The 17,399-nt window shown below is 46.2% G+C and carries 15 protein-coding genes; 7 read left to right on the forward strand and 8 right to left on the reverse strand.

Features of this window, described 5'->3' with window-relative positions:
* Positions 1 to 143 precede the first annotated feature (143 nt).
* Positions 144 to 2,066, forward strand: a complete 1,923-nt coding sequence (locus tag AC58QM_RS09460) for a methyl-accepting chemotaxis protein (protein WP_497283320.1) — start codon at positions 144 to 146, stop codon at positions 2,064 to 2,066.
* Positions 2,067 to 2,140: 74 nt separating this feature from the next.
* Here the strand turns inward: AC58QM_RS09460 and motB are convergent, their stop codons facing one another.
* The gene (gene motB / locus AC58QM_RS09465; RefSeq protein ID WP_497283322.1) at positions 2,141 to 2,947 is read right to left on the reverse strand and encodes a flagellar motor protein MotB; all 807 of its coding nucleotides are present in this window, start codon (positions 2,945 to 2,947) and stop codon (positions 2,141 to 2,143) included.
* Entirely contained in the window at positions 2,944 to 3,741 is a 798-nt protein-coding gene (gene motA / locus AC58QM_RS09470) for a flagellar motor stator protein MotA (protein WP_497283323.1), read from the reverse strand. The genes motB and motA overlap by 4 nt, the downstream gene beginning before the upstream one ends.
* Before the next feature lie 369 nt (positions 3,742 to 4,110).
* Here motA and AC58QM_RS09475 point away from each other — a divergent pair, with 369 nt between their 5' ends.
* Positions 4,111 to 4,974, forward strand: a complete 864-nt coding sequence (locus AC58QM_RS09475; protein ID WP_497283324.1) for an aldo/keto reductase — start codon at positions 4,111 to 4,113, stop codon at positions 4,972 to 4,974.
* Between the two features lie 80 nt (positions 4,975 to 5,054).
* Here AC58QM_RS09475 and AC58QM_RS09480 read toward each other — a convergent pair whose 3' ends face one another.
* The 6 genes from AC58QM_RS09480 to AC58QM_RS09505 form a co-directional block, all read right to left on the reverse strand.
* A complete protein-coding gene (locus AC58QM_RS09480) occupies positions 5,055 to 5,552 on the reverse strand; it encodes a metallophosphoesterase family protein (protein ID WP_497283326.1) in 498 nt (165 codons plus the stop codon).
* Positions 5,553 to 5,701: 149 nt separating this feature from the next.
* Positions 5,702 to 6,463: a DeoR/GlpR family DNA-binding transcription regulator gene (locus AC58QM_RS09485; RefSeq protein ID WP_310500768.1), complete on the reverse strand. Its 762-nt coding sequence runs from the start codon at positions 6,461 to 6,463 to the stop codon at positions 5,702 to 5,704.
* A 9-nt stretch (positions 6,464 to 6,472) separates the two neighbouring features.
* Complete coding sequence (rhaB, locus tag AC58QM_RS09490) at positions 6,473 to 7,975, reverse strand: rhamnulokinase (protein WP_497283630.1); 1,503 nt, start codon at positions 7,973 to 7,975, stop codon at positions 6,473 to 6,475.
* Positions 7,969 to 9,189 carry an L-rhamnose isomerase gene (rhaI, locus tag AC58QM_RS09495; RefSeq protein WP_497283328.1) on the reverse strand — a complete coding sequence of 407 codons (1,221 nt, stop codon included), beginning with the start codon at positions 9,187 to 9,189 and terminating at the stop codon, positions 7,969 to 7,971. The genes rhaB and rhaI overlap by 7 nt, the downstream gene beginning before the upstream one ends.
* Positions 9,190 to 9,215: 26 nt before the next feature.
* Complete coding sequence (locus tag AC58QM_RS09500; protein WP_497283329.1) at positions 9,216 to 11,285, reverse strand: bifunctional aldolase/short-chain dehydrogenase; 2,070 nt, start codon at positions 11,283 to 11,285, stop codon at positions 9,216 to 9,218.
* Positions 11,286 to 12,188: 903 nt separating this feature from the next.
* On the reverse strand, positions 12,189 to 12,824 hold the full coding sequence (locus AC58QM_RS09505; protein ID WP_497283330.1) for an SLOG family protein: 636 nt from the start codon (positions 12,822 to 12,824) through the stop codon (positions 12,189 to 12,191).
* 243 nt (positions 12,825 to 13,067) lie between these two features.
* On the opposite strand from AC58QM_RS09505, the gene AC58QM_RS09510 reads away from it, so the two are divergent.
* The 5 genes from AC58QM_RS09510 to AC58QM_RS09530 all read left to right on the forward strand — a co-directional run bounded on the left by AC58QM_RS09510 (position 13,068) and on the right by AC58QM_RS09530 (position 17,350).
* Positions 13,068 to 13,502: a methylglyoxal synthase gene (locus tag AC58QM_RS09510; RefSeq protein ID WP_497283332.1), complete on the forward strand. Its 435-nt coding sequence runs from the start codon at positions 13,068 to 13,070 to the stop codon at positions 13,500 to 13,502.
* A gap of 105 nt (positions 13,503 to 13,607) precedes the next feature.
* Entirely contained in the window at positions 13,608 to 13,988 is a 381-nt protein-coding gene (locus AC58QM_RS09515) for a YmaF family protein (RefSeq protein WP_497283334.1), read from the forward strand.
* Between the two features lie 151 nt (positions 13,989 to 14,139).
* Positions 14,140 to 15,027: an AraC family transcriptional regulator gene (locus AC58QM_RS09520; RefSeq protein ID WP_497283336.1), complete on the forward strand. Its 888-nt coding sequence runs from the start codon at positions 14,140 to 14,142 to the stop codon at positions 15,025 to 15,027.
* A 128-nt stretch (positions 15,028 to 15,155) separates the two neighbouring features.
* Entirely contained in the window at positions 15,156 to 16,505 is a 1,350-nt protein-coding gene (locus AC58QM_RS09525) for a DUF455 family protein (protein WP_497283338.1), read from the forward strand.
* Positions 16,506 to 16,537: 32 nt separating this feature from the next.
* On the forward strand, positions 16,538 to 17,350 hold the full coding sequence (locus tag AC58QM_RS09530) for a sugar phosphate isomerase/epimerase family protein (RefSeq protein ID WP_497283340.1): 813 nt from the start codon (positions 16,538 to 16,540) through the stop codon (positions 17,348 to 17,350).
* The last annotated feature ends 49 nt before the right edge of the window (positions 17,351 to 17,399 follow it).

Below are 17,399 nucleotides of genomic sequence, written 5' to 3' on the forward strand. Positions count from 1 at the left end.
CCCGCGAAACGTAAACGTAATGTAAAACTTTTAATTTACAAATCGTTTACATAGTTCGACGCTTTAGTTAATAGAAGCCCCCTATATTAATAAGTAGTTAGACGTATAATGTCTAAGCTTGTCTATTTATAGGAGGTATACATATGGTTCGATTGATGTTATCCAACTTCTCAATGCGGGCAAAATTAATCACAAGCTTCAGCGGTGTATTGCTCATTTTTTTAGCCATTGCCCTATTCAATCTTCATCAGGTGACGCAAATTAAGCAGCATATGATCGAGCAGAATGATAAAGTTGATCTTAAAGTCATGGCATTGGAGCTTAAGAATTTGGTTCAAGAGATGAACATCATTGCTTCTGGACTTGAAATATCGAAGAAACCGGAATTTATTGAGAAGTACAATAGTAAACGAAAACCTTACAATGATGCTATTCAAAGAATCGGCAACACCGCCAGCACCTCTGATCAGCAAAAGTGGCGAAGTCAGTTAATCCAAGCCTCCGTAGATTACATAAACAATTTCGATACAGCAGCCAAAATGGTTCAGGATACTTCTATGAAACCAACCGATCTCGATATTAACCTGTTGTATCTATACAATGAATCGCAAGAGCTGAAAGATAATATCTTCGGGTTAGTTGATAAGTTTTATATCACTTATGCGGACGGCGCAGCACAGGCGATTGCCAGCTCGTCCAAGGCACTTAATGATAGCCGCACGATTATGTTAGCTGCTTCGGGAGTTGTCTTCTTCCTAACTATGCTGATTGCGTTTCTCATTATCACATCGTTCACACGTCCAATCTCTGTCTTGCAAAAAGCAGTCGCTCGCATTGCATCCGGTGATTTAACTCACACGATTAATTCCTCTGCCAAAGATGAGCTAGGACAATTAAGTAACAGCTTTGACCAGATGATTAAACAGGTTAGGCTCATGTTAGGAGCAACAAAAGGCATCGCTTCTTCGTTATCTGCCCATTCGCATGAATTTCATCGGTTCTCCCAGATGACAGCTTCAGCAAATACGGATATTCTCAAAGCGATTCATGAGATTTCTACTGGTGCGGATGAGCAAGCGATGAAAACAGAGAGTAGCTCGCTGCTCATTGCCGAGCTGGAAGATGAAATACGCGATATCAGCGCGTATACCCATGAAATGAAACGCAGCAGCGACGAGGCTGCCGTAGATGCGCAGCAGGGCACCGCGTCCGTGCAGGCGCTGAAAGCATCGACTGCACAGTCGCAGCTCCTGCTGCAGAAGGTGGATGCGGCGATGCAGACGCTAAGCGCCAGCTCGAAACAGATCGGCGCCATCGTGCGCTCGATTATGGATATTTCAACGCAGACGAATGTCCTTGCGTTGAATGCCGCGATCGAAGCGGCCAGAGCCGGCGCACACGGCCGCGGCTTCTCCGTGATCGCGGACGAAGTGCGCGAGCTATCCCTGCAAACGAACGGATCGTCGAAGACGATCAGTGGCATTATTGGGACGCTGCAGGGGCAGATCCAAGAGCTGCAGCTTTCGCTTGTCGATGCGCGGGAATCTGCGTTAACGCAAAGCAGCCATGTGGAGGAAACCTTCGGCTCCTTCAGCAGAATTGAGCAATCGACGCTAGTCATCCGTGAACAGATCGTGCAGATACATCAAAAAATCGAACAAGCCCAATCCAAAAACGATCATCTGGTCGACTCCGTCCAGTTCGTTGCCGCTATTGCGCAGGAGACAGCAGCAGGCGTAGAAGAGGTAAACTCCACCAGCATCCAACAGGACGCTTCGATCCGCCGTATCGCCGAAGAATCGGATGATATACTGGAGCTGGCTCAGCAGCTTTTTGCAGAAATTAGTAAATTTCAGATCGTGGAAGTCGCTAATATGGATGAGTCCATTGTTATCCCTAGCGATGATGGACGTATCGTGGAACAAATCGTGGAACAGATTGTTGCGATCGAAGAGGAACTGCATATAGAGCCTGTATTTGAACCCCTTGCTGATCCACTCAAACAAAGGGATATCAAAGACCAGGAGCCGCTTCAAACCAAGAAAAAGTTGGTCGGCATCAAATAAAATGATAACAAAAAGCCGAAGTCCCTCATGGGATTTCGGCTTTTTTATGTACTCACTATGTACGCACGATCGCTTTATTTCGCTATCTCATCAGTTGCTTTGATGTTACGCAGAATGCTTACTTCCACTCGGCGGTTCTTGGCCCGCCCATCCGTTGTCGCGTTATCAGCAATCGGACGGTACTCCCCATAACCTACTGAGGAATAAGACGCTGGCTGAATCTGCGTGTTAACGAGTAATATTTTCATAAAGTTCACAGCACGTTTGGCACTTAAATCCCAATTCGTTTCAAAATCTGCGCGGTGAATAGGAATATTATCCGTGTGTCCAGCCACCTCTACCTGATAGCCAGGGTATTGTCCCAACAGATTCGACATGGACGTCGCCAGCTTTTGAGAATCTTGCTTAATCGTCGCAGAACCGGAATCGAACAACGCCTTATCACTAATCGTAATCGTAAGTTTCTCATTATCCAGCTTCGTCGTTAGCTGCTCATTCATCTTGTTTTCTTTAATAAAAGCATCCATGCTTTCCTTTAATTCTTTGAGATCCTTCTCTTCTTTCTGCAGCTTAGCAGCTAGTTGGCTTTCGGTTTTACTCTCTTCATTTGCAGGTGGATTCTGGCTCTTATTATTATTTTTCGGTGCATTTGCAGCATTATCAATAGGGATTAAGTTCGACATCGCGAAGGGCGCTTCCCCCCCGTTGAAAGCACTGTTTAATGAACGCATGATCGCGTCATATTTCTTCTGATCAACCTGCGTTGAAGCAAATAGTATAATAAAAAGGGCAAGTAATAAAGTTAATAAGTCCGCATAGGGAATGAGCCAGGTTTCATCGATATGTTCTTCATGATCCTCGTGCATCTTTTTTTTACTCACTGTCCGGATGACCCCTCCCTCATGCCTTCTTCAAAACTCTCACGCTCTTTATTCGGAACGAAAATCATCATTTTTTGCTTCACTGAATTCGCGGAAACGCCAGATTGAATAGAAAGTAAGCCCTCAACTACCATAAGCTTGATTTCTACTTCTTTCTTGGACTTCTGCTTCAGCTTGTTTGCAAAGGGGTGGAACACAACATAACCTAAGAAAATACCAAACATAGTAGCAACGAACGCCGCCGAGATCAAGTGTCCTAATTTCTCAATTTCACTCAAGTTACCAAGAGCAGCAATAAGTCCAACAACGGCACCAAGTACCCCTAATGTAGGCGCATAAGTACCTGCTTGCGTAAAAATGCTCGCAAATTTCTTATGTCTCATTTCCATTTCAGCAATATCTTCAAGAAGTACATCACGCACAAAGTCAGGGTCATTCCCATCGATAATCAGTCGCATACCACTTTTCATAAAAGGATCAGAGAGCTCCTCAGCTTGCTTCTCCAACGAAAGTAATCCTTCCCGACGCGTAATGCTCACCCAGTTAATGAACGTCTCGATCAATTCTTTTTTGGGCATTAATTTCTGCTCAGTAAAAATGATTTTTAATAAGGCAGGGATTTTCTTGATCTCATCCAACGAGAAAGCTATGAACAGCGCAGAAGCTGTTCCTCCGAAAATGATTAAAGCAGCCGCAGGATTTAATAAAGCAGCAAGACTTGCTCCTTTTAGTACCATACCCAAGCCAATAGATATTGCAGCCAACACAATACCAATAATTGATGATTTCTCCATCTTCATGCACCTCTTTAAGTATTTGAGTTTATGTCATTCCATCTATGTATTTCAATCTGAATCACCAAAATTTCGACAATAAATGACGGTATAATTTCATAATAAGTTTAATTGCGCATTACCACAATCCTTTTTCATAAAATGATAGGTCCAAAGACCCAACTGTTCATAAATTCGATCTATTTAGGTCGAATCCTGACGAACATTCTGTCTTATGTTAAGTTAGATGAGGATCCCTTGAATTCCTGCTTGTTTCGCTCTCTTACTTAATTCTACACAAGTGTAGTAAAATTGGTATGTCTTGGTATTCATTTTGGGAACGATAGATCCGTACAACTTCAGCATCCCACTGTAGGAGGAATGATTGGATTGGAGAAAAGACCTTTTGGCCGGACCGGAGCCCATGTCCCCTTATTAAGCTTTGGCGCCCAACGCATTGTAGATGAACATAACTGTACGGAGGAACAAGCGATTCAAATTGTGAATCGTGCACTCGATGAAGGAATCACTTACTATGACACAGCGCCTAGCTATTCGAAAGGGCAATCGGAAGAACGGTTAGGTAAAGCACTAGCCCTGCATAAGCGTAGGGACGAGGTATGGATTGCAACCAAGACCAACGACCGAACGCGGGACGGTTCTTTGCGACTTCTCGAAGACAGCTTGAAACGTCTGCAGACGGATCACGTCGAGGAGTGGCGTCTACATAACATTATGAAAATGGAAGAGCTGGAGCAATGCTTTGCCAAGGGAGGCGCACTTGAAGCCTTGATCCAAGCGAAGGAACAAGGCATGATCAAGCATATCTCGATCAGTGGTCATACGAATCCACAAGTTCAGTTGGAAGCGATTGACCGCTATCCGTTCGACAGCGCACTTGTCGCGCTCTCTGCTGCTGATCACCTTGTCTATAGCTTCGCACATGAATTTCTGCCAAAGGCCAATGAGAAAGGAATCGCGATCATCGGCATGAAAGTCATGGCGCTGGGACAATTGGCACCTTGGTATGAGAAAGCTTTGCGCTACACATTGTCTTTGCCGATTTCTACAGCCATCGTAGGAATGGAGTCTATGGAACAACTGGAGCAGAATCTGGCGATAGCGAAAAACTTCAAGCCGATGACCGATCTCGAGCAGCTCGATTTCCTGAAGGAAATTATGCACCTGGCGAATCCTGATGTGCTGAAGTGGAAATCGACGGATTGGGTGTCCGGCGAGTGGTATGTGCGATAGAAACAGTGAAAGCCCGATAAGCTCAGATGAGCCTTTCGGGCTTATGTTTTGCTGCTGGATAACTCTAGCGTCACAGTAGACTACTCTTTGGAGTCGAAGAAGAAATGCTCCGCCTTCCACTGCTCTCCTAATTGGAGAATGCCATACGAATAGCGGGGCTGCCTTCTTTTATCCGTAGGCGAACCTGGGTTGAACATGATTGTCCCTTGAACATTTTGTAGAAATGGGATATGCGAGTGTCCGAAAATGATCATCTCTGGCCGCTCAGCCTCGAACGCCTCACGTGCTCTTTCTTCTGTCGTTTTCCGGAAACCATCCCCATGAATAAGTCCAATACGGAAATTACCGAAGGTTAATAGTTTCTTCTTCCCAAACCTCTCCACAATGTCATCGCCGTCATTATTACCTGCTACGGATTCACAAGGCGCAATCTGCTCGACAAGATCGATGACATGCTCACTCACCCAATCTCCTGCATGAATGATTAGATCGACCCCTTGTAAACCTGCAATCAGAGCATTGGGCAGCTTCGTGGCACGGTAAGATAAATGTGTATCTGCTATAACGCCTATTCTCATCCGCTTAACTCCTTCCCATTACAACTAGTCATTAAGGATATACTAGTCAGGAAAAAGCAGGAATGCAACTAAATGCGTACCGGCTTCATGTGCCAAACATACCAACAACCGCCCCACGATACATGGGACGGCTGTTGGTGCATACGTTGCTAATCCAATTGGCGGACTTGCACGCCTTTGTCTCGAATACGATCTAGTGCTTCCTTGCTCGTGAGTCGATCTGTAAGGACATGTTGAATCTCCGACCAGCCCGCCACTTGAGTTAAAGCCTGCGTGCCGAATTTACTATGGTCAGCTAGCAGATAGGTTTCGTCTGCGATGCTGATCATTTTGCGCTTAATCAACGCTTGTAGCTCATTCGACTCGCTGATGCCGCGCTGTACGTGAACCCCTTTGCATGAAAGGAACAACTTGTGCGCATGGTACATATCCAAGGATCGCTCCGATAATGGACCCACGTAGGACAAAGACTTCGGAGAAAGCAAGCCGCCGGTGGAGATGACTTGAATTTTCTCTTTGCCGCTTACTTCAAGTGCAACCTTCATCGAATTGGTGATGATGGTAATCGCCATGTCGGGAATCATTTTCGCCATATACCAAGCCGTCGTACTCGCATCCAGAATGATGCGGTCTCCTTCTTGAATATGTGAGATAGCTTCCTTCGCAATGCTATTCTTGAAATCCGCGTGAGCCGTCTCCCGCTCCATAAAAGGAACTTCGGTTTGCGCTTCCTTCACACTCACCGCACCGCCGTGGCTGCGCATGAGCTTGCCTTCAGCTTCTAAGCGATCCAAGTCACGCCGAATGGTTTCTTCTGTTACTTGGCACAGTTCACTCAGCTCAGTTACACGAATGCTTCCTCTTTCATTAACCAATTGAACGATTCTCTGCCATCTTTCTGCTACCAGCATCGTTACCCCTCATTTCACCGTCGATCGGGAGGCCACATCACAAAACGCTGTATACGCCGCCTGCCAACTCGCGCCATCCTCTGGATGATACGTCTTGACTGGGAACGAATTCCGAATCAGCTTCCTGGCTTCGCGCAAATTCGCGATATACCCTAGTGCTATCCATTGTACTACAAGGTTTCCTAAGGCACTACCCTCTACCGGTCCCGCCCACACTTCACGTTGTGTCGCACTCGCTGTGAACTGACAAAGCAGCTCATTCTGAATGCCGCCGCCAACGATATGAAGGCCGCGATATGTCTTGCCTGAAAGCTGCTCTGCTCGCTCTAAGATAAAGCGATACTTCAACGCTAAGCTTTCCAGGATACAGCGCACGATTTCACCATCGGTCTGTGGCACAGTCTGTTGGGTTTCACGACAATAGAGCTGAATTTGCTTTGGCATATGAGCAGGGTTAAGGAACATATCATCATCTGGATCGATGAAGAATTGGAAAGGTTTTACGGCTTCCGCTTGCTTCACAAGCTCAGCGAAGCTGGCTGTTTTACCTTCTTTTTCCCACGTCCGCTTACATTCTTGAATGAGCCATAGCCCCATGATGTTCTTCAATAAGCGATTTGTTCCGTACACGCCGCCTTCATTCGTAAAATTCCACGCTAAGGCTTGTTCCGTGAGCACAGGCTTCGCTGTTTCAGTCCCCAGCAATGACCATGTTCCGCAGCTTAAGAAAGCGAAGTCATCATCAAGCGCTGGAACGGCAACAACGGCTGACGCTGTATCATGCTCGCCAACGGCGATGACAGGAATGGAAGGTACATCTAATTCCTCGCAAACAGCTGGGCTCAGTGAACCTACGCGAGAACCTGAAGCGACTGGAGGCAAGAAAATCTGTTCTGGAAGGCCCAGCTGACTAATGAGGGATGTTTCCCACGTCAAGCTGGTCGCATTCAAGATCTGAGTCGTCGTTGCATTGGTGAATTCGCTATGTTTCTCACCTGTCAGGAAGTAACGCAACAGGTCTGGAATCATCAGAAACGTTTCCGCTCGGCTTAGCAAATCCGGATTGTTTTTTTGGAGTGCATAAAGCTGAAAGATCGAGTTGAATTGCAAAAACTGCAGCCCTGTTAGCGCATACAGTTTTTCGCGACCTACTTCGCTTATCACCTTCTCCATGATGCCGTCCGTTTGGTGATCCCGATAATGGTAGGGATTCCCCAATAGCTCACCGTTAGCAGCAAGTAGTCCAAAATCAACCGCCCACGAATCAATCGCTAAGCTTTCGATTTTGGTATAGCCTTGATGCTTCGTTTGTAAAATGCCTTGTTTTAGCTCATGCAGCAACCGCAAAATGTCCCAGTGAAGGTGGTTGCCCACCTGCACTGGATCATTGGAGAAGCGGTGAATTTCCTCGATCGTGATCCGGCCCGCTTCAGAATCAAGGCGTCCGACGATCGCTCTGCCGCTGCTTGCTCCCAAATCAAAGGCTAGAACTGTCGAAGACGTACTCACCAGCTTGCACCGCCTTTGCCACGCGCATTGATTTTCTCGTCGTAGCCGCTTGCCAAGTAAGCTTTCATCGGGTCAACTGGCACTCCGTTTTCTTCACGTACCGCTTGTAAAAGTGGCGTTACATCGAATTCAAATGCTTTACGAACCGCATCCTCAGCACCAAGAACATCTTGGTTTGCTTGCGCAGCACGAACTTCTTCAAGGTTGATCAGAAGTGCTTTCGCATATTGCGTTTGTACGTTAAGTACAGATCGCAGCATCGCAGGGATTTTACGCTCAATGTTATGACTTTGGTCGATCATGTACGCAATGTTATTAGCAGCTTGACGAATTTGTGGGTTCTTGTCGTTAGCCGCATCAATGATTTGGTAGAAAATCAAGAATAATTCATACGGATTCACGGAACCAACGATTAAGTCATCATCCCCATATTTACGGGAGTTGAAGTGGAAACCGCCTAGTTTATTTTCATCCAACAAGTAAGTTACGATGTGCTCGATGTTCGTTCCTTGCGGGTGATGTCCTGTATCTACAAGGACTTCAGCTTGTGGACCCAATTTGTTAGCCAAATTGAACGCCATACCCCAATCAGCTAGATCCGTGTGATAGAATGCAGGCTCATAGAACTTGTATTCAATTAACATACGCATGCTAGGAGACATCGCGTTATACATTTCTTTCAGTGACTCATACATCCAGGCTTTACGAGCGCGGATATCCACTTGTCCTGGGTAGTTGGAGCCGTCTGCGAACCATAAGCTCAACACGTCCGAACCTACTGTTTTGGCGATATCAACGCACTCTAGCAAGTGGTCCGTCGCTTTGCGGCGAATCGCTGCGTTCGAGTTTGTTACACTTCCGAAGATGTAGTCATCTTCTTGGAAAAGGTTCGGGTTCACCGCACCGATGGAAACGCCAAGATCAGAAGCGTGTTGCTTCAGCTTCGCGTAGTCATCCACTTTATCCCATGGGATGTGGATAGCAACCGACGGGCAAACACCCGTCAGTTTGTGCACTTGCGCTGCATCTTCGAATTTCTCGAAAGGATTACGCGGTACACCTGTTTGTTGGTAAACTTTGAAGCGTGTTCCTGAATCCCCGTAGCCCCATGATGGCGTCTCAACTTTTAGGGCTTTCAGCTTCGCTTTGACTGCTGCTATATCAATACCTCTCAGGGCTTGTTGCTCTTCGAATAATGCGTAGGCTTTGTCGCTCATCGGTTTGTTGCCTCCTATTAGTTGAATTAGCGTGTGAAGGCAGCAGGTACGCCACCATCAACAGTGATCATGCAACCTGTTGTTTTAGCTGCTTTGGATGATGCGAAGTACACGATAGCTTCTGCTACATCTTTAGGGAAAATGTTAACAAGCAGCGTCGTTCTTTTGCGGTAGTGTTCTTCTAATTGATCCGGTTCAATTCCGTAAGCAGCTGCACGCTCATTGCGCCAGTTGGAGTTCCAAATCGCAGATCCTTGAAGGATCGCATCTGGCAATACAGAGTTCACACGAATTCCGAATTCGCCGCCTTCTGCCGCGATACAACGCGCCAAGTGAATCTCAGCTGCTTTAGCTGTTGAATATGCAGAAGCATTTTTACCAGCAAATACGGAGTTCTTGGAGCCTACGAATACCATGCTGCCACCGATCGTTTGCTTTTTCATAATTTTAAACGCTTCTCTCGCTACAAGGAAATACCCTGTGCTTAGCACGTTCATGTTCAAGTTCCACTCTTTAAGGGATGTTTCGTCAAAAGGACTGGAAGTCGCAAGACCTGCGTTATTCACGATGATGTCAATACCGCCGTAGCTAAGGATAGACTCACGGAATGCTGCTTCTACTTCTTCTTCTTTTGTAACGTCCATGCGTACAGCAATCGCTCTGTTTTCGCCATATTGTTCGTTAAGTTCTGCCGCCAGCTTCTGTGCACCTTCCAGGTTCAGGTCAGCTAAGACAACATGCGCGCCATCTTTGAGGAATTGACGAGCTGTTACACTTCCGATTCCGCCGGCACCGCCTGTGATGAAAGCCACTTGACGGGAGAATTCAGCTTCTGCTGGAGCTAATGTTAATTTATAAAGTTCAAGAGGCCAGTACTCGACATTGAATGATTCATTTTCACTTAGGGATACGAACGTTCCAAGAGCCGTAGCGCCTCTCATAACGGAGATTGCACGGTGGTATAGCGCGCCGCTGATTTGAGCCATTGCCCAGCTTTTGCCTGTGTTGATCATCCCGATCCCTGGAATAAGGATAACACGCGGAGCTGCTTCATTGATAACGTCGCCTTCATTTTTGTTACGGTCAAAATAGGCTTTGTACTCTTCTTTGTAAGCTTCGATACCGGCTTTCAAAGCTTCTGTAAGGCTTGCTGCGTCGCCTGTTGTTGGATTCCAGTCGATATATAAAGGCTTCATTTTTGTATGAACAAGGTGATCCGGGCAAGCTGCACCTACTTGGGATAGCGTCGCTGCATCACGACTATTTACAAATTGAAGCACATCGTCTGCACTGTCAATGGTAAGGATCATTTTCTTCTCGTTGCTTACTGCACCGCGAACGACTGGAAGAACTTGAGCTAATAGTTCGTTGCGAGCTTCCACGCTAAGGGATTCGTATTTGGAACCGCCATATAGGTTCGCTTCGTTCACGCGAGCTTCGATGAAGCTAGCTGCTTCATTAATGATAGCAATTGTTTTGAGGTAGCTTTCTTCGGACGTTTCGCCCCAAGTAACTAGACCATGTTTCTCCATCAGGACAAGCTCAGCCTTTGGATTGTTGCGAACGCCATCAGCGATCATTTTGGAAAGTGTAAAACCAGGACGTACATAAGGTACCCACACGAAACGGTCGCCGTAAATTTCTTTCGCAAGCTCACGTCCATTGTGTGCACAGCATAGCGAGATAATCGCATCTGGATGTGTATGGTCAACGTTTTTGAATGGTAAGAATGCATGCAAAAGCGTCTCAATGGAAGCACGCGGGTGCTTGCTGTCGATCATACAGTTCGCAAGGTAAGCTACCATTTCTTCGTCGGACATTTCGTCACGTTCGATCAATGGACGGATATCTTCCATACGAAGACCTGTGAAATTCTTTGCTTTCATTGTTCCAAGGTCTGAACCGCTGCCTTTAACCCACATGACTTCAACATCGCGACCACGGAAATCTTTCTCGATTGTTTTGTAAGAAGTGTTGCCGCCGCCCCAGTTACAAACAGCACGATCTGTACCTAATAAATTAGAACGATAGACAATTTCCTCTACGCCTTTCGATACTGCATTCGCTTTTGAAGCTTCCCATAAATTCGCAACCATTTAAGTACCCTCCTAAGTTTTACATCCCATGTGTATGTGTTTGTTTTTGATGGTTTCATCGTAACACATCTTTATTTATTTTTGAATAATTATTTTTATGTTTGTTTATGACGGATGGAAACACAGATATGTCTGTTGTTGTGTTATAAAATGAAGGAATCAACTCGATTAGGAGTGGGATATTTGGAAGATGTAGAGCGGAAAGGACAATCGTTGCTGTGCTAATCTGTGAATGTGTGGGTTTTCTTTGGAATTCCACTAGGATGCTCTAACAGAGCAATAACTGGAAAAACTGGAGGTAACACTGGGGGAAAATCAACTTAGCAATCTGCTGTGAGACGTCGAAAGTAGCTGTCTCAGCTAAGCAAGCTAGTCTAAACGACGAATTACGTAACTGAGACGTCGATAATTGCACTCTCAGTAGCGCATCAGCACCAAGTTCGCTCTGAGACGTCGAAAATAGCTGTTTCAGCTAAGCAAACTAGTCTAAACGACGAAACGCGCAGCTGAAACGTCGATTATTGCAGTCTCGGTAGCGCATCAGCACCAAGTTCACTCTGAGACGTCGAAAGTTGCAGTCTCAGCTAAGCAAGCTAGTCTAAACGACGAATTACGCAACTGAGGCGTCGATAATTGCACTCTCGGTTGCGCATCAGCACCAAGTTCACTCTGAGACGTCGAAAATTGCAGGCTCAGGTAGTATTTGAGGTTGGTTGCGTACCTATGGTGAAAGGAGGGGACGGTTCGATGGTTGGTTGAGAATCTACAATGTAAGGAGGCAAGGTTCGATGTTTTTGGAGTAGCTACGGAGGCAAGCTTAGTGGTTATGGAGCGGCTATTAATGAACTCAGCTGTATTTATTCCATCTATTCGAAAGGCTAGATGCCGAGGGAGTCACTCAGCCTATATATCATCATCAAAATCCCACTTATCTCCCCCGCTTGGACTATTACCCGAGTCACCTGGCAGGTCGTCCTGCATATCGCCAGGGTAACCCCCTTGTTCATCCTCGGCTACATTTTGCAAATCAAAAGCATTGATCGTCATAATCGGATATGTATGGTTGGCCGCGATTTGAGCTGCCTGCAGCTTCATAAACTTCGGTGAACCTTCTGTCTCTTCATCATAGACAAGCAAAATACCGTCTGAGTTGCGTAATAGAAACTTGTCCCGTTCTTTGAATTGCCAAGGTCCCTCATATTTGGTCTTCGTTACACTGTTCACGTAATTTGCACGCTGCATGACATTCGCATAGCAGCCTTTCTTATCATCGCTCCACTTCTCCTCCTGCTCTAGAAATGGTGTAATGACAGCTAACTTTACCTCGGGATGCGTGCTCTCTCTCAGTTCAAGCACAGCTTCTGCTGCCCAGAGCTCAACGCCCCATTGACCAGAGACGACAACCCACTCAAGCCCATCATCCAACAAAGCAATGAGTCGTTTTTGAATTGCTTTTTTTATTATGGCAATGCCAGGATGCTTTAACGAAAATATGCCCAGCTCATTTGCTTTATACCCTGTAATAAGTACTCGTTTCAAGGAACTTCACCCCTTGTTGATTATCCTAACAGGTTAGCATAGAAAGAACTAATAGGAAAGATTCGGCCTTCCGAATAACTCTTATGTTAATTAATGTGACATAATTATTACCATTTACAAATTCATCAATAAAAATTGACTGAATTTTTCAAAATAATGATTGAATTCCATAAAAAATTAAGTTAATCTATATTCAATACTTAATTTAACGTTAGATAATATAACATAAGGAGCGAATATAAAATGAATATTGCACTTGTTGCTCATGATGTTTACAAGAACTTACTCGTCGACTTTGTCATTGCTTATAAACATATTTTTCAAAAACACCAGCTTTATGCGACAGGTACAACAGGCAGAAGAATTAGTGAGGCTGCCAAGCTCGATGTCATCCGTTTGCGTTCTGGCCCTTTTGGTGGAGATCAGCAAATCGGGGCGATGATTGCCATGGATGATATTGATTTGCTCATCTTTTTCCGCGATCCCATCTCGGCGTTAGGACATGAACCCGATATTACTGCACTCCTTCGCCTTTGTGATGTTCAACAAATCCCACTCGCTACCAATCTTGGTACAGCAGAAATGCTGATCAGAGCCATGGAAAGCGGCTTCCTCTCTTGGCGTGAAGAAATTCGAAAATATGACTCACCACGACTTAATGGTACAGAACACAAATAATGTTTGAATTTACTTATTTCCACATGTGTAAGCCATTCGACTAGGGCAAGTCCACAATGATTTGCATACTTTAATATCATCTCTTCTTGAAAGGATGATAGAATAATGGCAAAAATCACACAAGGATCTGGTGGTTCTGTGCAATTCAGACATCGCATGGAGGGTTTGACATCTCTCACACAAAATCATCGGCATTCCTTCGGCAATTTGAGTGATATCGTAATTCCAGAAGATGGTAGACACCGCCATACTTTCCAAGGTATTACCACAACTGCTGACGGGCACCGTCATTCCTATTCTGGACGTACAGGCCTCAACATCGGTGTAGGACCAAACCATTTCCATCGTTTTCAAATTTCAACTAACATTGCAGATGGACATCGCCACATCATTTCTGGAAGAACAACAGGTGTCATTCGTCTCGGTGTCGTAGTTGGACACAAATTAATCATTGAGAGCATCGTCCGTCAAAAGGTAAAAAAATGACATTAATAACTACTGAACACTGTTCAGTAGTTTTTTTATTTATAACAGCAAGGGTGATAACATGGTGTACAGTCTCTCTTATTTTTTGTACATTAAAAGAAATGAAACATACTAAAGTGCATTTGTTTAGGCACTGGAGAGGCGTGTGCCTATGGACAAGCAATTGCCCCAAGTCATAGATCAGGAATTTAACCGCTCGCTTAGCGATTATCCCGTTTATTGCAAAACCAAGCGTGATGCGGCAATGATGGCATTTATCCATGCTCATGACGGCTACGAGTTTCACTTCCCTTTTTCGTCCGTCGGAATATGTGTGGTGGATGGACACCAACTTGAGTTTGTTCCGGGCAAGCTGACCATTATTCGTCCAGATGCTTACCACTATATCCGCTCAACCCAGACGGTGGAGTACTCGCGAATCGTGTTATCTGTCGATGAGTCGTATCTCCGGGAACTGTCTGCACAAGAGTCTGTTATATCCGGGCTGGTGGACAACTGGTTTCCAACGGAGCAGATTGTCGCGGTGCAGCTTCACATGGAGTCCAAGGAAGAAATGGAGGCGGTCCAATATCTCCTGCGTACGATCGAAAGGGAGCTTGAACTACGTCGTCCTCACTTCCAACTGATCGTGAAGGCAAGACTGTTGGAGCTGTTTGCGATACTTGGCCGGCAGGCCAGCCTGGATCTCGCCAAACGGTTGACACTTCCACCTACGTATCGTCAATTGATGACGGAGGTCGCGGATTACATAACAGACCGTCATAACGAGTTGTTATCGATGGATGAACTAGCAGAGACATTTCATTTGTCCAAGTCTTATTTGCACAAGCTTTTCAAGCAACATACAGGGCTGACGCCGCATCAATACCAAATGCTGGAGCGGATTAATCGTGCAAAGCTTCTATTGAGTGAGAGCGAAGAGCCCATCACGAATATTTCGTTAGGACTTGGATTTGGCGAGATGGCCTATTTTAGCCGATGTTTCAAGGAAATGACGGGAGTGTCACCGAGCTTTTATCGAAGAAGTATGCGGACTTGAAGCATAGCACTTGTACCCTTTCAATAACTGTGGAGGATAATCCAACTAACGGATAGTGACGTGCAAGCGTGTTCATGATTTGTCTGTTACTGTGGAAGTAACCACAATATCAGAGGTGCATGATGACAATGGATGCGAACAAAGTAATTATGGTCGACGTCAATGACGTGGGCTTTCTGGACAACACAGAAAATCGGACAGGGGCGTTTATTCGTCCAGTTGATACCGCGCTTATGCTGAAGGACTGCTATTGGATTGAGTTCGAGTTATCACGTTTAGTGATGGGGTGGGTAACAGCTGCCCCTAATTGGGAGTGGAAAGGCGAACTGGTCCGCATGGGCTATCTACACACGGAACACATGAAAAAGCTTCGACAACGGATTGATGAGCTGCCAGGAGCAGCACTCAACGATCGTTCTTGGACGCCGGAGCGAGTCGCAGAAGTATTTTTGGCCGTGTCGCTGGCTCCTGCATTTGCCGAGTTCGCATTAGCTTACCGGAGCTTTGTGACTAAGCTTTACAACCGTTATACTTGGCTTGCTGACGCGCTTGATCCTATTCTAGAGGAGCCGACGTTGGACGCGTTGCGCGTCATCGAGTTGGATCGGAAGCGACTAATCGATTGGGCAGATCCGCATGTCCGCTTCGCTTACGTGGACGATTCAGTGAATCGCATGCGCTTTGACAGTTGGCGGCAGTATGTCGATCGGATGTGGGACGAATTGTTCACAAAGGAAGCAAGTCCAGCGACGGATTGGGCGGAGCGGCTGCAACATCCCCCAGCAGGACCTGTGCCGGCAAATCCGGCTGTCGACCCCAAATATCCGCATGTCGATCTAACCAAATACAAAAGCGCCATGTTTGACCCGAACTCGCCAACCTATGATAGCGTAAAACATATGATATTTATCAATGCCAGCGAAATGTCGGCGACCGAAAGTCTTACGTACTTGTATTATGGCGTGCAAAAAATGCCTATGGACTTCTATCACGATATAGCTCGCCATACGTGGGACGAAGCGCGTCACAGTCAAATGGGCGTTCGCAGGTTAAAGCAGTTGGGATACCGCACCGAAGATTTCTCCTGGCATCCATCAACCGCACTGACGCCAGACAATCTGGAGCGAACATTTCCTGAGTTTTATTCAAGCTTAACCATGGTGATGGAGCCATGCTCGTTTATCAAAAAGCGTAAGTCCGTGGAATCCTTTAAGGATCACGGTGACAATTTATCTTCGCTACAATCGGAGTATGACATCGCTGACGAACGGATGCATGTTCAGTTCGGCAAGCGTTGGGGAGCGAAGCTGTTCGAACATATCGACGACTTCGTTACTGCGCAGTCAGTTGCCGAGAAAGCCAAGCAGCTGCATTTGCAAAAAATGGGATACTCCCAGTCAGAAATCAACGGTGTCCTGAAAAGCTTTCCTGAATTTTGCGGGTTTGCCACAATGGATTTGAAATACGACCACTATTAAGTCTGCGTGTAGTTCAATAAGGAGGCATAGGCTTGAAGACGATCATAGCAAAAGCATTTTGGGGTATGGAAGGCACGATAGAGGAAAAAATACGCCGAATCGGCGAGGGCGGATATGATGCCGTCGAGGCCCCTGTTCCGGAAATGATGACGCCGGGGGCATTCCGATTGCTCCTCGATGAATACGGTTTGAGCTATATCGCCCAAATGTCAACTACGGGTGGGGATCAAGCTGAAGAGCATGCCGCTTCTTTTGGGGATCGGCTGCGGCAAGCATCTGAATATGGCCCCTTATTCGTCAACTGCCATACAGGACGGGATCGCATGGAACTCGATGAGCAGTTACGCTTGTTTGAAAGCGCGTTACAGAACGAAGCGGATGTCGGTATAGCCGTCGCCCATGAGACACATCGCAGCCGCTGCATGTACACCCCGTGGACGACGGCAAAGCTGCTGAAGTTGTATCCCGAGTTGAAAATATGTGCGGATTTCAGCCATTGGGTATGCGTCACGGAGTCGTTCCTGCAGGCTAGTGAGGCTGATTTATCACTCGCGATTGAGCGAGCACTGCATATACATGGGCGTGTTGGTTATTTCCACGGTCCACAGGTCGCAGACCCCCGTGCACCCGAAGTTGCCCAAGAAGTGCGTGTGCACGAAGGCTGGTGGAGACGTATTTACGAAGCGAGGCAGACTGCAGGAGTTGAGCGGTTTACATTTACACCAGAATTCGGTCCACCAGGCTATATGCACACGCTGCCTTACACACGGCAGCCGGTGGCTGATTTATGGGAGGTATGTGACTGGGGCCGCAACCGTGTGCCTGTATGGATTGGATTAGAATAGCGTTCGCATATAATACGAACACACAACAGGCTGTCCCCACTTTGAAGGG

This window comes from Paenibacillus sp. J22P165 (assembly GCF_059692015.1).

Coding starts and splice junctions, on each gene's coding strand:
- AC58QM_RS09460 (WP_497283320.1), top strand. CDS start 144: ATGGTTCGATTGATGTTATCCAACTTCTCAATGCGGGCAAAATTAATC.
- motA (WP_497283323.1), bottom strand. CDS start 3,741: ATGGAGAAATCATCAATTATTGGTATTGTGTTGGCTGCAATATCTATT.
- AC58QM_RS09480 (WP_497283326.1), bottom strand. CDS start 5,552: ATGAGAATAGGCGTTATAGCAGATACACATTTATCTTACCGTGCCACG.
- AC58QM_RS09485 (WP_310500768.1), bottom strand. CDS start 6,463: ATGCTGGTAGCAGAAAGATGGCAGAGAATCGTTCAATTGGTTAATGAA.
- rhaI (WP_497283328.1), bottom strand. CDS start 9,189: ATGAGCGACAAAGCCTACGCATTATTCGAAGAGCAACAAGCCCTGAGA.
- AC58QM_RS09500 (WP_497283329.1), bottom strand. CDS start 11,285: ATGGTTGCGAATTTATGGGAAGCTTCAAAAGCGAATGCAGTATCGAAA.
- AC58QM_RS09510 (WP_497283332.1), top strand. CDS start 13,068: ATGAATATTGCACTTGTTGCTCATGATGTTTACAAGAACTTACTCGTC.
- AC58QM_RS09515 (WP_497283334.1), top strand. CDS start 13,608: ATGGCAAAAATCACACAAGGATCTGGTGGTTCTGTGCAATTCAGACAT.
- AC58QM_RS09520 (WP_497283336.1), top strand. CDS start 14,140: ATGGACAAGCAATTGCCCCAAGTCATAGATCAGGAATTTAACCGCTCG.
- AC58QM_RS09525 (WP_497283338.1), top strand. CDS start 15,156: ATGGATGCGAACAAAGTAATTATGGTCGACGTCAATGACGTGGGCTTT.